This window comes from Paenochrobactrum sp. BZR 201-1 (genome assembly GCF_044987585.2).
GTDB lineage: Bacteria > Pseudomonadota > Alphaproteobacteria > Rhizobiales > Rhizobiaceae > Paenochrobactrum > Paenochrobactrum pullorum.
Genome location: NZ_JBJDRZ020000028.1, coordinates 49941 through 63942, shown reverse-complemented (window position 1 = coordinate 63942; position 14002 = coordinate 49941). Strand labels below are relative to the sequence as shown.

General features: G+C 48.5%; 12 protein-coding genes. 5 read left to right on the top strand and 7 right to left on the bottom strand.

The window, feature by feature from the left end:
• Positions 1 to 452 precede the first annotated feature (452 nt).
• From ACI0FR_RS14635 to ACI0FR_RS14625, 3 genes are read right to left on the bottom strand one after another with little or no spacing between them, the layout of a single operon-like run.
• Positions 453 to 1463: an ABC transporter substrate-binding protein gene (locus ACI0FR_RS14635; RefSeq protein ID WP_404907040.1), complete on the bottom strand. Its 1011-nt coding sequence runs from the start codon at positions 1461 to 1463 to the stop codon at positions 453 to 455.
• The gene (locus tag ACI0FR_RS14630) at positions 1460 to 2872 is read right to left on the bottom strand and encodes a sensor histidine kinase (protein ID WP_404907038.1); all 1413 of its coding nucleotides are present in this window, start codon (positions 2870 to 2872) and stop codon (positions 1460 to 1462) included. The genes ACI0FR_RS14635 and ACI0FR_RS14630 overlap by 4 nt, the downstream gene beginning before the upstream one ends.
• A 5-nt stretch (positions 2873 to 2877) precedes the next feature.
• Positions 2878 to 3549 (bottom strand): response regulator transcription factor, encoded by a 672-nt coding sequence (locus ACI0FR_RS14625; protein ID WP_374833754.1) that lies wholly within the window; start codon positions 3547 to 3549, stop codon positions 2878 to 2880.
• Between the two features lie 107 nt (positions 3550 to 3656).
• Between ACI0FR_RS14625 and phnD the strand changes: the two genes are divergently transcribed.
• The 5 genes from phnD to ACI0FR_RS14600 all read left to right on the top strand — a co-directional run bounded on the left by phnD (position 3657) and on the right by ACI0FR_RS14600 (position 10157).
• Positions 3657 to 4631, top strand: a complete 975-nt coding sequence (gene phnD / locus ACI0FR_RS14620) for a phosphate/phosphite/phosphonate ABC transporter substrate-binding protein (protein WP_374833752.1) — start codon at positions 3657 to 3659, stop codon at positions 4629 to 4631.
• A gap of 180 nt (positions 4632 to 4811) precedes the next feature.
• Complete coding sequence (locus tag ACI0FR_RS14615) at positions 4812 to 6608, top strand: ABC transporter permease (RefSeq protein WP_374833751.1); 1797 nt, start codon at positions 4812 to 4814, stop codon at positions 6606 to 6608.
• Positions 6608 to 7693 (top strand): ABC transporter ATP-binding protein, encoded by a 1086-nt coding sequence (locus ACI0FR_RS14610; RefSeq protein WP_374833749.1) that lies wholly within the window; start codon positions 6608 to 6610, stop codon positions 7691 to 7693. Before ACI0FR_RS14615 ends, ACI0FR_RS14610 begins: the two co-directional genes overlap by 1 nt.
• A gap of 47 nt (positions 7694 to 7740) precedes the next feature.
• Complete coding sequence (locus ACI0FR_RS14605; RefSeq protein ID WP_374833747.1) at positions 7741 to 8886, top strand: ABC transporter substrate-binding protein; 1146 nt, start codon at positions 7741 to 7743, stop codon at positions 8884 to 8886.
• Positions 8887 to 9107: 221 nt separating this feature from the next.
• Entirely contained in the window at positions 9108 to 10157 is a 1050-nt protein-coding gene (locus ACI0FR_RS14600; protein WP_374833745.1) for an LLM class flavin-dependent oxidoreductase, read from the top strand.
• 54 nt (positions 10158 to 10211) lie between these two features.
• On the opposite strand, the gene ACI0FR_RS14595 is transcribed toward ACI0FR_RS14600, so the two are convergent.
• The 4 genes from ACI0FR_RS14595 to ACI0FR_RS14580 form a co-directional block, all read right to left on the bottom strand.
• A complete protein-coding gene (locus ACI0FR_RS14595; RefSeq protein WP_404907033.1) occupies positions 10212 to 11135 on the bottom strand; it encodes a LysR family transcriptional regulator in 924 nt (307 codons plus the stop codon).
• 24 nt (positions 11136 to 11159) lie between these two features.
• Positions 11160 to 12344 carry a M20 aminoacylase family protein gene (locus tag ACI0FR_RS14590; protein ID WP_404907031.1) on the bottom strand — a complete coding sequence of 395 codons (1185 nt, stop codon included), beginning with the start codon at positions 12342 to 12344 and terminating at the stop codon, positions 11160 to 11162.
• 84 nt (positions 12345 to 12428) lie between these two features.
• Complete coding sequence (locus ACI0FR_RS14585; RefSeq protein ID WP_374833739.1) at positions 12429 to 12944, bottom strand: hypothetical protein; 516 nt, start codon at positions 12942 to 12944, stop codon at positions 12429 to 12431.
• 15 nt (positions 12945 to 12959) lie between these two features.
• Entirely contained in the window at positions 12960 to 13754 is a 795-nt protein-coding gene (locus tag ACI0FR_RS14580; RefSeq protein WP_374833770.1) for a DUF3100 domain-containing protein, read from the bottom strand.
• Positions 13755 to 14002: the final 248 nt, after the last annotated feature.

Below are 14002 nucleotides of genomic sequence, written 5' to 3'. Positions count from 1 at the left end.
CGTGTGTGCTATCTATGGAAAGCTCTTGTGGAACCGGACCGCTGGCTGCCATCGTCTCAAATATACGATGCCAAATACGCCGCAACCCCGCAGTTAACAGTGCTGGGTAACAGCTTCTTTGTATCTCAAGAAGCCAAAGGTTTTTATAAGATAAGCTCCGGGTTGGTTCTTGGGTAAATGTGGTTCGATTGTATTCCATGCAGCATCTGAAAGCCAGAACAGATCGCTCATAATAAGCCTCCCTAATGTCAAAATCTAAAATCAATAAAAACACTCAATAAAGACAATTGTTTGATCAGGTCCACATCCTAAAAAGGGCGAGCTTAACTCGATTTTCTGGACAGCTGGTGCCGTAATTATTGCAGCTTTTGCGCCGCAAAACTCTCGCCCGACACAGCGCTGCGAAAAGAGTTTTAAGTCAATATTTGAAGGAAGCTTTTGTTTCCCTGAATTCATTCATGTACCACGAGTTGGAACCATGTATCCAGAAAGCGACTGCGTTTGAGACCATCTAAATAAACGAGCAATTCCGGCCCCAGCTCAACGGGTTGTAGTGAGGCAAGATTGGATGGGCTGGTGGCAGAAACGAGTCCGGTTTGCTGCAGAATAGCTTGTCCGGCAGGTGACAACAGGAAAGTGATTGCCTGCTCTGCTTCCGAGACTTTCTTGCTTTTTTCCGGAATAAGCGCTGTCCACGGTAAAGCCACCACATAATCACGTGGCAAAATAACGGTCAGTTCTTCTGCATTATGTGGCCATTTGGTGATGTAAGACAACGGCACATTATAGGCCAGATCAATGCGGCCATCGGATAAGGCTTGCAGCAATTCTTCATTGTCGTCATAGATACGGGCTTGTGAGGCACCAAAAGCCCGCACGATGCGCCAGAAAAGCGGCGAGCGGATAGAATCCTGAGCCGCCAATGTATAGCTGCCATTATCAATGCCGATATTGACGAGACCGACACGACGCTGGAACCTTTGCGGATTTTGCTCCATTAGGCGCGCTAACTCAATGCGTGTCGTGGGCAGCTCATTATCGAGAGAACTGCGCCTGATAATACTGACCGCCGGATCAAAGCCGATACTGAATAATTCGTTGCGCCAATGAGCTTGCGAAGGCAAATTTGCATTGCGGGTGATTGTGCTATGTTGTTGAGCAGTCCCTTCATTTGCAATAAGTACGGCCAGATCAGGCGTCGAGAAAATAATCAAATCAGCATTATTGGCAGCCTCTGCGCCGGCCAGCAGTCTGGATGTCCATTCGCTTGGTCTGACTTGTTGATATTTGATTGCAACGGTTGATAGCTTTTGATCCAGACCTTCAATAACCGGTGCGATTGTTTCCGGTGCGATGTCACCTACAATTAACAATTCTGTTTTGGTTGATGTACTATTTTGTGCGATGGCAAAAGATGTCAGGAATAAACTACTGAGCAAAATGGATAAAAAATATCGCATCATTCCGCCTCCGGATGTGCAGCCGGTAATATGACCATAACACTGGTTCCGCCCCCGTCACGATCTTGCAATTCTATATGCCCGCCAAGTGCGACGACTACCATTTTGGCAATTGAAAGCCCAAGACCGGAACCCGGTTTGGATTGATCTGCACGCACAAAACGCTCAAAGGCGCGCTCCTTCATTTGCGAGGTAAAGCCAGAACCTCTGTCATGGACGCCAAGAGTAATGAGCTCGTCCTGCTCGCTCAGGCTGATATCAATCGGGCCTGGTGCGTGGATCAGTGCATTTTCAATGATATTGCGGATCATTTCACGTAAACTGATCGGCTCGCCATAAAGATAAAAAGCTTTTTGCGCTACCTCTAGGGTGATGGTTTTTTGTAAGCTTTGATAATTACCTTCTGTGCGCAAACGCCGAATAGCCTCCTGTACCACTTGTAACAGATCAATCAGCTCTAGTTTACGCGATTGGATACTGTGAAGGGTTGTGGCTTCAGATAAAAGCTGGTTGGCGAGCAGGCTGGCACTGATGGAATTGGCATGAATTCGGGTGAGAATTTCATGCCGCCGTTTGGCGTCTGTTTCTTCCAGCGATAATTCGGTCAAAGCGCGCAAGGCTGTCAAAGGTGTGCGCATTTGATGCGCGGCATCGGCTGTCACCAGTTTCAAGCCATCCAGCAAACTGTTGAGGCGTGCCATAAAGTCATTCAATGCGGAAACAAGCGCGCTGACTTCTTTAGGAATAGCACCGGAAACAGGATTAAGATCAGCGGATGAGCGTTGACGCAGATTGGCTTCGACGCTGTGCAATGGCCGGAAGGCTAACCGTACAGCAAACCAAATGAGGGCGAGCGCCAAAAGTGCTACACCTAAAACCGGCAGAATTGTATTAAGGCTTAATTGTAAGGTGAGTTGGTCGCGCGCTTCACGTGTTTCGCCCACCAGCACATCAACCCAGCCGCCACCTTTGGCATCACTATGATAACGCGCGACCGCTGCAATGCGAATTTTTTCACCACGATAAACACTATCGCTGAGGCGTAAGTGATTATTGGTGCCATGCGGTAATTCCAGTCCTAAAATGGGGGAACCTGTCAGCAGGTTTCCATCAGGTGTGACGACGCGGTAAAAAATTCGGTTGAGCCGAGACGTTCCCAAAATAGCAAAAGCGGAGTGGGGCAGGTCGACACTTAATGCACCGTCTTGCAATGTAATCGTGTCGGCAATGGAAAGGGCAGCCGCTCCGAGCACACGGTCAAATGCTTCATCAGCAGCACGCTGCGCGTAAAGGCGGCCAAGAAAAAACAAAGCAATTGTAACCGCAAGCAATGTCAGCCCACCGCTGACCATAATGCGGCGTTGGATAGAATATTCTTTATTGGTTTTAAAATTTGCAGCGAGTGACAGCATCGGCACTAGGTTGTTTTGAGGCGTAATAAATAGCCAACACTGCGCTGCGTGACGATTTCCAATTCGCTATTTTCAAGTTTTTTGCGAACGCGTGAAATCAGCAATTCAATAGCATTGGGCGTGCCGGTATCTTCATGGCCAAAAAGTTTTAGCACCAGCATGTCTTTTGGAACTGTGACGTTAAAACGTGTCACAAGCATTTCCAAAACGTCAAATTCGCGCTTGCCGAAATCCAAAGGCTCATCACCTTGCATCACCGAGCGCTGGCTCAAATTAATGGTTAGATCGCCGATGCGGATGAGGGGTTGTGCCACGCCCATATGACGTCTGGCAACAGCACGGATTCGCGCGACAAGCTCGCGCAGATCAAAAGGTTTGACCAAATAATCGTCTGCACCAAGCTCTAACAAATCGATTTTATCAGTAATTTGGTTGCGCGCTGTGATGACCAAAACCGGAGAGGATAAAGAATGCTCCCGCATACTGCGCAATATCTCAAAACCGTCACGACCGGGCAGATTAATATCCAGTACAACCAAGTCAAATGAGCCGTTTACAGCCAAATCTTCACCTTCAGCACCATCATAAACAGAGGTGACCTGATAGCCTTCTTTTTCTAACTTTGAGGCAATCGCAAAGGCAATATCGATGGTGTCTTCTATGAGAAGGATGCGCATGAGAGATGTAAAGTTTCCATGATGACAGGATTCTGACAGGAAGAATTGGTATTGTTTTTAGATACCAATATTAAACACTAACATAAAAACGGGTTTGGGTGGAAGAAATGTTCTGGCGCAAAATGGCATGCCACACGGGCGTTGCTATATTGACAGCGATATTGGGCGCGCAGTTAAGCATTGCTTCTGCGACTGATAACGCATGCGCTAATCGCGGTGCGCTTGACGAGCGTTATTGCGACGAGAATAATGATCTTGTCGCCGATGCACCCAAAGATCCATCCCAATGGCGTGATCCGCAAACCCTTGTTTGGGCCTATACGCCAATTGAAGATCCGGCCGTTTATGCCCGTTTGTTCAAACCTTTTACGCAGCATCTTGAAGCCTGTCTGGGACGTCAGATCGTCTATTATCCGATCCAGTCTAGCGCGGATGAAATTGAAGCGATGCGTTCCGGGCGGTTGCATTTTGCCGGATTTTCAACAGGGCCTACCATCGAGGCAGTGAACCGCGCGGGTGCCGTTCCTTTCGCAGCGAAAGGAACCGGCAATGAAATGCGTGGCTACCGTTTGGTGGCGGTTGTCCGTGCCGACAGTCCTTATAAAGATTTGAGCGATTTGAAAGGCAAGCGCATTGCCCATGCTTCGCTTTTTTCCAATTCCGGCAATGTGGCACCACGCGCTTTGTTTCCCAAACACGGCCTGACACCAGTGCAGGACTATGCGCCGATCATGTCCGGTGGTCATGATAAATCAGTACTCGGTGTTGTGGCCGGTGATTATGATATGGCAGCAGTTGCTTCCGATGTGCTGGAGAGAATGATCGAGCGCGGCCTTGTTAAACGCGATGCCGTGCGCCTTATTTATCAAAGTGATCTTTTTCCGACATCATCTTTTGCCTATGCCCATAATCTTGCACCATCATTGGTAAGCAAGATGAAACACTGTTTTTTCAATTTTACATTTACGCCTGAAATGAAAGCTGAATTTCAGGGGGATGATCATTTTATACCCATTGAATACGCACCCGCATGGTCTGTGGTGCGCGAGGTAAATGAACAAGCGGGGGCTGTGCTTCCATGAGTTTATCAAGCGTGGATATGTCAGGTAAAAGTCAATTTCAAAGCTCGATATATAGGGTAAGGCCAAGCGTAGAATAAGGCAACAATTGCTGCACCAAGCGAGCATCAAACCTTTTGAAACTCTACCGTTTAAAAATCGGGGAAGGTTGTACGGGGAGCCTCGGCTCAAAGTGGAGAAACCATGAGTTATTACAAGAACCTGTTATATAAACATAAGGTCTACAATTCCGACCCGACAACATTGATCGGGATCGTATTGTCTGTTGTTTTTGCCTATCTGATTGTCGCACCAATTGTGCTGCTATTATCTGATGCGGTGCTGGTGCAGTTTGCAGATCGCGCCCGTTCTGGCCAGCAGATTGGTGAACTGACCTTCTATTATATCAATCGCGCATTATTTTCGCCGATTTCGACCGATATTTTCTGGCGCCCGTTGTGGAACACAGCCATCATTGCTCTCGGCTCTATTCTCTTTGCCCTTGCAACCGGTATTCCTTTGGCATGGCTTTTAAGCCGCACCAATTTGCCGGGCAAAAAGTGGTTTTCCACCGCTTTGATTGTGCCTTATATGCTGCCATCATGGACATTCGCGCTTGCATGGCTGACGCTTTTTAAAAACCGCACCACGGGTGGTCAGCCAAGCTGGATGGAGGCTTTGGGCTTTGCCCCGCCGGATTGGTTGGCCTATGGTATGCTGCCGATAATGCTGATTTTGGCGATGCATTATACGCCATTTGTCATCCTGCTTTTTGGTAATGCACTGCGTCAGTTTGATTCAACGCTGGAAGATTCCGCCCGTATTATGGGGGCAGGAAAATTGTTGATCGCACGTCGTATTATTTTGCCATTGATGATGCCGTCTATCGTTTCTGCCGCAACGCTTATTTTTGCCAAATGTTTGGGCGATTTTGGTGTGGCCTATATTCTGGGTGTGCCGGTTGGTTTTGACGTGTTGGCGACTTCGCTTTTCCGTGCAATTTCAACCAGTCAAGCTGGTATGAGCGCGGTTTTGGCGGCAACCATTGTGATCTTGGGCAGTATCTCGATTTTCCTCGACATGTATTTGCTTAAAGAAGCTCGTCGTTTTGTAACCATCGGCAATAAAGGCTCGATGAACCGTCAAACAGAACTCGGACGTTTCCGCATTCCGGCCTTTAGTTTTGCGATGTTTATGTTCATCATCAGTGCGTTCATTCCGTTGATGGCGCTCTTCCTCACTACCATCATGCGCGTGCCGGGTGTATTTGCATTGAATAATTTCACGCTTGATTTCTGGATCGGCAGTGATCTGAAAACAACGGCAATGAGCCACGGCATTTTGCTCACCGGTGAATTCTGGCGTGCAACATGGAACACGCTTTGGATTGTTGGTTCGGCGGCATTGGGTGCTGGTTTGCTTGGTCTGTTGGTTGGCTATGTCGTCGCCCGTACACCGCTGACTTTACTTGGCACATTCCTGCGTCAGGTAACATTCCTGCCATATCTGGTTCCGGGCATTGCTTTCGCCGCTGCTTATCTGACCATGTTTGCCGTGCAGCGTGGTCCGCTACCGGCACTTTACGGCACGCCAATTCTGCTGGTTCTGGCCATTCTTGCCGATCAGATGCCATTTGCATCACGCGCTGGTATTTCCGCGATGATGCAGCTTGGTAAAGCACCGGAAGAAGCAGGCCAGATTGTGGGTGCCGGCTTCTGGAGACGCTTGGTTTCCATCGTTGCACCTATTCAAAAAGGTTCGCTTGTTTCGGGAATTCTGCTGCCATTTATCTCCGGCATCAAAGGTTTAAGCCTTGTTGTCGTGCTGGCCGTTCCGGGCACTGACGTTCTCACCACTTATGCATTGCGCCTTGTTGATTACAGCTATTCTCAGGCTGCCAATGCTGTCGTCTTGATGATTTGTGTGATCGCTTTTGGCGGCACGATCATCGTTCAAAAACTCACCAACAGTAAATTATCTGACGGATTGGGAGGCAAATAATGTCGAGTATTACACTTCGCGATATCAGAAAAAGCTACGGCAAAGCCACCCGCGCCGCAGTTGAAAAATTAACACTGGAAATTCCAAAATCTGAATTTCTGTGCCTGCTGGGCCCGTCCGGTTGTGGTAAAACCACCACCTTGCGGATGATTGCCGGATTGGAATTTCCAACCGAAGGCCAAATTCTGGTTGATGGCAAAAAGATCGTCTCGGTGGATGATGGCATTTATCTGCCGCCGGAAAAACGCGGTATGGGTCTGGTGTTCCAGAATTATGCGCTCTGGCCGCATATGACGGTGGAGGAAAATGTCGAATTCGGTTTGAAACTGCATAAAGTTGCAAAGCCTGAACGCGAAAAGATCATCAATGACGTACTGCAAAAACTTGGCATCGAGCGCTATCGTGATCGTTTACCTGCGCAGATGTCCGGTGGTCAGCAACAGCGCGTGGCTCTTGCCCGAATGCTCGCTTTGAAGCCTGAAATCATTCTGCTTGATGAACCACTTTCTAATCTGGATGCAAAACTGCGCCTTGAAATGCGTGCGGAGTTGAAGCGTATCCATCAGGAAATGGGTTCAACAGTTGTTTTCGTGACCCATGACCAGTGGGAAGCAATGACGCTTGCAACCACGATTGCGGTGATGAGTGAAGGCGAATTACAGCAGCTTGGTACACCAGACGATATTTATGAGCGTCCGGCCAATCGTTTTGTGGCGGAATTTATCGGTAACCTGCCGATCAATATCACCGAGCTGAATGATACCAACAAAGGCGCATTGGCAGCATGGGTTCGCAGCCTCTTGGCCGCACAAAAAATCGATGTGGCCAAGGTTGGCTCCGTTGGTATCCGTCCTGAATCCGTACGCATCAGTGCTCAAGCAATTGATGGTGGCTGCCTTGCCAAGATCGTGGATGTTGTGCCGACGGGCGGTAGCTGGATCGTTGAATTGTCCGCTGACGGCGAGCAATATTTTGCAATCATTTCAGAAGCACCCGTACAAAAGGCGGGTGAAGAGATCTGGATCACAGTTGAAGCAAACCACATTCATGTGTTCGACGGTGAAGGCAAACGCATAAGCGGTTGAGAACCGCGCAACTCTTTTCGAATTTACGTTTAACCCTGGAGGATAGAATGACTTTGACCATTCGTAATATCGCTGCTCTCTCATTGAGCGTAGCACTTTTGTCCGGCACAGCAGCATTTGCTGAGCCTGCTGGCGAAATCGGCATCAAAGATGCTGATTATTCACTCGAAGCTTTGATTGAAGCTGCGAAAAAAGAACCGGCGATTACCGTTGTTGATGCAACCGGTAAAATCGTTGCTATGGCTGATGCTTTCACCGAAAAATACGGTGTAAAAGCAACTGGCGTGAAAATGAACGGGCAGAACCAGGAACAGGTTATCCTGCGTGAAGCGGCAGCAAATAATGTGCGCACCGATGTTTTCAACATGAGCAACCTGCCATCGGTTACCTCTGAAATTATCGTTCAGGGTGCAGGTTTGAGCTGGCTGCCGCCGGATCTGAAAGATCAAATTCCGGCAGAATATCAAGATCCGGCTATCACCAGTCTTAATCCTTGGGTTTGGGCCTATAATTCTGATGTTCATGGCGATAAATGCCCGATTGATAATATCTGGGCGCTGACCACCGAAGACTGGAAAGGCCGTGTGGCTATACCTGATCCGTTGCTGCGCAATGAAACCATGTTCTGGTTCAACCAGATCGCAGAACATGACGATGCCGCAATGGCTAAAGCTTACGAAGATTTCTTCGGTGAGCCTTTGAAAACAGACGAGAAAAGCGCAACCGCTGAATGGGTCAAGCGTTTTGCCAAAAACCGTCCTAGTGTGACGCGTTCCGACACCGATGTTGGCCCGATTGTTGGTGCCAAGGGTCAGGAAAAGCCATTCATGGGCTTCTTGAGCACATCGATCTTCCGTGATGCTAAGAAAAACGACTACACAATGGGTATCTGCGCTGGAATGCAGCCATGGGCCGGTCAGTTGACTCCCCGTGTAGCCGTAATTGCAGCTGGCACCAAGAGCCCGAATGCAGCCAAGCTTTTCGTTCATTATATCATGACCGAAGAAGGTATGGCACCACAGTTGGCCGATGGTAAAATCTCCTCCAACAAGAATGCCAAAATTCCTGAAGGCGAAGTATCTGGTATCGTGAAAGTCATGGATCAGATGCATGTCCCGCATTCTGAAACAGCTGAAAGCGATTACGCGAAGCTTCAGGATTGGCAGGATTTTTGGACAATTCATTCCCGTTAATTGATAATGGCCCGTTAATTTAAATGGATCAATCAATCATCAAAAGGGCAGCTTGCTGCCCTTTTGGCGTTTTTATTCAAATTTATAAAATTGAAGAATATTTCTTGGATGACGAAATAGTGAACAATGCGTTCGCGTATCCATAGCTGTTGTAGTTACTTTTATATACTATATGTCATCCAACAGTGATGAAAGCCGCAAGAGGCGGCAGGAGATATTCCATGAGAGCTTTTGGTTTTTTAAGTTTCGGCCATTATATGAATTCGCGTGGGTCTCAGACCCGCACGGCTGGCGAAATGCTGAAGCAGGCTGTGGAACTTGGCGTTGGTGCTGATGAACTTGGCGTCAATGGTGCCTATTTCCGCGTTCACCATTTTGCACAGCAGCAAGCTTCACCAATGCCGCTATTAGCAACCATTGCCGCGAAAACCAAGCATATTGAAGTGGGAACAGGCGTTATTGATATGCGCTATGAAAACCCTCTTTATCTGGCGGAAGAAGCCGCAGCACTTGATATTCTGGCTGATGGTCGTATTGCGCTTGGCATCAGCCGCGGCTCGCCGGAAACGGTTGTGCGTGGTTATGAAGCTTTTGGCTATACCGGCTCTAATGATCCACGCGGTGCCGACATTGCTCGTCCAAAATTTGACTTGTTCATGCGGGCAATTGATGGAGAACCGCTGGCATTGGGTGATCATTCGATGGGCTATCGTGGACCAGTACCAATTGAGCCACGCTCCGGCACTTTGCGTAATCATATCTGGTGGGGCTCCGGCACACGCGAAACTGCTGAATGGACAGGTCGTCAGGGCTTGAATATGATGTCTTCAACACTTTTGACTGAAGATTCTAGCATGCCTTTTGACGAGTTGCAGGCAGAGCAGATTATTCGTTTTCGCGAGGCTTATCGTGAAGCAGGCCACAAAGGTGCGCCGCGTGTTTCAATCAGCCGCAGTGTTTTTCCGATCATGAATGATACCGACAGAGCTTATTTTGGCAGTGCGGCGGAAAAACATGATGCTATCGGGATGATTGACGGTTTCCGCTCCACCTTCGGACGAACCTATGCGGGCGAGCCTGATATACTGATCGAACAGCTTAAAAACGACAAGGCAATTGCTTTGGCGGACACGTTGATGCTGACGATTCCAAACCAGCTTGGGCCGGAATATAATCTGCATATTCTGGAATCTTTCATCAAGCATGTGGCACCAAGCTTGGGTTGGAAACCAAACTGGGAAGGCCCTGTCATTGGTGATCAGATCAACTGATTAAAATCCTTTAACCTCCCGGATCAGTAATGGTTCGAGAGGTTTTATATGCACTTAACGAAATGCAGTCATGTTGAATGCCAAAAAACTGCCCAAACGTTCAACTGATGCAGGCAAACGACGGCGCGCGCGTACCATCAGATGGGCACTGGCATCATTGAAAACAGGGTCGGATAATTCACGTATATTCACACTGCCGTTTTCCATTTCGGTAGCAACCGTAAAGCGGGGCAGGAAAGTGACGCCAAGCCCTGCCATGACAAAATGTTTGAGCACATCAATGGAAGACGTTTCCAGTAATGTAATCAAAGCAATACCCTGATCAGCGGCAACGCGCGTGACAAGTTGGGTAATACCGTGCCCTTGGCTGAGCAGGCTGCAAGAAAGGCCGTTGCAATCGGCCATTTGCAGGTTTTCTTTTATTAAGAGTGGATGATGCGGCTGCGCGACCAGACATAAAGGCTGGCGGGAGATCGCAAGAGAACGTACACGCGTATCGATTGTCGGATTGTAGGCAATGCCGATATCCGCATCGCCATTGGCAATCGCATCCAGCACACCTTGCGTACTTCCAAGCTGCAAATCATAGCGGATTTCCGGATAGATTTTGACAAAAGCGCTCAACCCATGCTTGAGTACATCGGCCAGAAAACCTTCACCGCACCTTATCCTGACCCGTTGTTGCTGCACACCGCGTAAAAGCCCCAATTGCTCGGTGAGCAGGCTGCTCTCTTCCAAAATTCGCCGCCCGTAATCCAGCACCAATTCACCGGCCTCAGTCAGACGCATGCCACGTGCAGTGCGTGAGAAGAGTGGAAGCCCTATAACGCGTTCGGTATCGGCAATCTGACGGCTGATAACCGAAGGTGCAACCTGCAAATATTCGGCCGCACCACGAATGGAGCCAATCCGCACCACTGCCATGAACATACGTAGTTCCTTGGCATCAAGGCTTTCCATTGCAGGTTGCTGTTTCAAAATGCTCCTACTTTATTTTATTGCTTAAGCACCGTTGAGTTCGCTTTTGACAAGCTCCACCCAGAAACGTGCACCAGTTGCCAAAATGGCATCATTGAAATCATAATAGGGTGAGTGAAGGCCAGGGTTGTTACCATCACGCCGCGCGCCGAGCCAGAAATAACAGCCGGGTTTTTTCTGAAGCATAAAGGCAAAATCTTCTGCCGCCATACTCGGATCAACATCCAGCACTTTTAAATTCAATGCAGGCGACGCTGCAATTCTGCGGATGATTGCCGCCTCTGCCGGAGTATTAATAGTTGACGGGTAGCGCTCTTCATAAATGAGTTTGGCGTCACAGCCAAATCCTTCAGCAAGAGATGCCGAAATTGACTTGATGCGCTGTGAAATCATTTGACCAACTTCCGGCTTGAACCAACGTGTGGTGCCCCGGATAATCATGATTTCAGGAATGATGTTCCACGCATCGCCGCCATGCATTTGTGTCACTGATACGACGGCAGAATCGAGCGGTGAAATATTGCGACTGGCAATGGTTTGAAGGGCCGACACAATCTGGCTTGCAGCAATCACCGGATCAGCGCCTTCATGAGGCATGGCACCATGGGCGCCCTTACCGGTAATGGTGATTTCAAACGTACCAAATGCCGCCATCATCGCATCGTCACGTGCAACGCATGTGCCGACATCCTGCCCCGGCCAGTTATGTAAACCGTAAATTGCATCAACCGGAAACTTGTCAAACAAGCCTTGATTGACCATCTCGCGTCCGCCACCCTCGTTTTCTTCGGCAGGCTGGAAAATGAAACGCACAGTACCATCAAAATCAATTTTTGTGCAGGCCTTGGCTGCCGCCAGTGCCATTGTGACATGGCCGTCATGCCCGCAGGCATGCATTTTTCCGATTGTTTCAGAAGAATATGCCACGCCGCTTTTTTCTTGTATCGGTAACGCATCCATATCGGCTCGAATGCCGATAACGTGTGTTGAAGTACCCCGTGTGAGACTGGCGACAATGCCCGTTTTGGCAAAGCCTTCCACTACATCATAGCCCCAGCTTTTCATTTTTTCAGCAATGAATTGTGCTGTATTATGTTCTTCAAAACCAAGCTCTGGATTGCGGTGCAGCTGATGGCGCCATTCAACGGCTTCAGTAATATCATCTGGTTCAACATAAGCGATCAAGGTCAGTTCTCCGGAGCGTTTCATGCAGTCGGTTCCTGCTGATTGTGACAGCAGGCAGACAAACGGGCAAGTCTTAACCTGCCCGTTTTACTGGTTTTAAAGATGGAGTTAGCCCATGATGCGTAAGGTTAAATCGGCAATCACAACGGAGCCTAAATAGGTGCCGAGCATTACGCAAATGGCAATAATAACGATTTTCCAGCCTGAGTGACGTGCAATTTCAAATTCATTGCGGGTTAAAGCCAGGCCACCATAGGCGAGAGCAGGCGTTGCAAGCGATAGGAAGTTAAGTTTATCGACCTGAGCAACGACATATTCATTGCCGGGAACACCCGGAATGGTGATGATGATCGCAAGCAGCGATACCCAGGCGACACTTGGCAGATAAAATGGTGCATAACGCGCCAGAAACAGGCCGCCAAGTGAAGCCAGATATAAAATCGCCATGCCGGGGAAAGCTTCTATAATGCCCACACCGGTGCCGACCAGATTGGAAAACAGGCCCAACGCACAGGCAATCAGCAGCAAAACCGCATTTTCACCAATATTGATTTTACGCTCATCGGTTGATTCAACGGAGAGGGTCAGCTTATCGGCAGCTTTTTTAATGGATTGTGATGTCATAATTTTTTCTCCCCCTTAATTCTCTTCCCGGTATAAATCCGGCCGACATTTTTTAAACAGCCATTCAGTGAGTGGCAGAGCCACAAACAAGCCGACATAAAGTCCGGTTGCATAGGTGAGAATATTACTTGCTGCAGCAAGAGCGAGGATGATGTCTTTTTGTTCAGGCACAACACTCACCAATCCGCCTGTACAGGCGGCCAGCATACTGCCGGAACCAACACCGCAAGACATGGCCAGCGCACGAACATCAAAAATACCGAGTGCATGAACCATTGGTGGCATGATCGCAAAAATGAATGTGCCGATCAGGGTGCCGGTTGCGTAAACACCCATAACGCCAGCCCCTTCAGGGCTGTCCAGGCCATATTTATCAACGATGAGTGCCAGATTGGGTTCACGGTCGATGGAGTAGACCGCGCCGACGGTTTCACGTCCCATACGAAGTAAATACACTGCAATCGGAAAGGCTACAACAATAGTGCCAAGATTACCAATTTCCTGCAATACAAGCGCCGGACCCGCGGCGATAATGGCTTTGATCTGCGGGCCCACAGTGGTGCCGAATTTTGCAATAAACGGCATGATCGCTATGGTGATCATGGTGCCGGAAAGTTTAACTGAATCGGACTTGATGAATTTTCCTGTCGCTTTCAGAATATTGGGGTTCAAGAATATAGCCAATGCAAATGCATAAAGCATTGGCAGAAAAATAACGGCTCCAATACCGATATTGATACGTTGAACGCCAATCAATTCTGAAACCAGAATGATCAGTAATACCAAGCCATGTAACCACAGATGGTGCATACTAAAATTATTTTGCCCCTTCACAATGCCCTCCTTCAAATGCAATGCGTTATGTCGTTAACCGGCAACAGATCCCCCTCCGTTCCGGTGATAGGCGCATACATTACTATAGGGGTAATAAGAGTGATCTCCCGTCCCCTTTTGTAAAATGCAAGTATGATGGGATTTTAGTTCTATACCAGACCCATCATTGACAACATTGCGTTGCTTAAACAGCAACGCTTGAAGTGTTGCTGTAAATGTAACGC

Coding starts and splice junctions, on each gene's coding strand:
- ACI0FR_RS14635 (WP_404907040.1), bottom strand. CDS start 1,463: ATGATGCGATATTTTTTATCCATTTTGCTCAGTAGTTTATTCCTGACA.
- ACI0FR_RS14630 (WP_404907038.1), bottom strand. CDS start 2,872: ATGCTGTCACTCGCTGCAAATTTTAAAACCAATAAAGAATATTCTATC.
- ACI0FR_RS14625 (WP_374833754.1), bottom strand. CDS start 3,549: ATGCGCATCCTTCTCATAGAAGACACCATCGATATTGCCTTTGCGATT.
- phnD (WP_374833752.1), top strand. CDS start 3,657: ATGTTCTGGCGCAAAATGGCATGCCACACGGGCGTTGCTATATTGACA.
- ACI0FR_RS14615 (WP_374833751.1), top strand. CDS start 4,812: ATGAGTTATTACAAGAACCTGTTATATAAACATAAGGTCTACAATTCC.
- ACI0FR_RS14610 (WP_374833749.1), top strand. CDS start 6,608: ATGTCGAGTATTACACTTCGCGATATCAGAAAAAGCTACGGCAAAGCC.
- ACI0FR_RS14605 (WP_374833747.1), top strand. CDS start 7,741: ATGACTTTGACCATTCGTAATATCGCTGCTCTCTCATTGAGCGTAGCA.
- ACI0FR_RS14600 (WP_374833745.1), top strand. CDS start 9,108: ATGAGAGCTTTTGGTTTTTTAAGTTTCGGCCATTATATGAATTCGCGT.
- ACI0FR_RS14590 (WP_404907031.1), bottom strand. CDS start 12,344: ATGAAACGCTCCGGAGAACTGACCTTGATCGCTTATGTTGAACCAGAT.
- ACI0FR_RS14585 (WP_374833739.1), bottom strand. CDS start 12,944: ATGACATCACAATCCATTAAAAAAGCTGCCGATAAGCTGACCCTCTCC.
- ACI0FR_RS14580 (WP_374833770.1), bottom strand. CDS start 13,754: ATGCACCATCTGTGGTTACATGGCTTGGTATTACTGATCATTCTGGTT.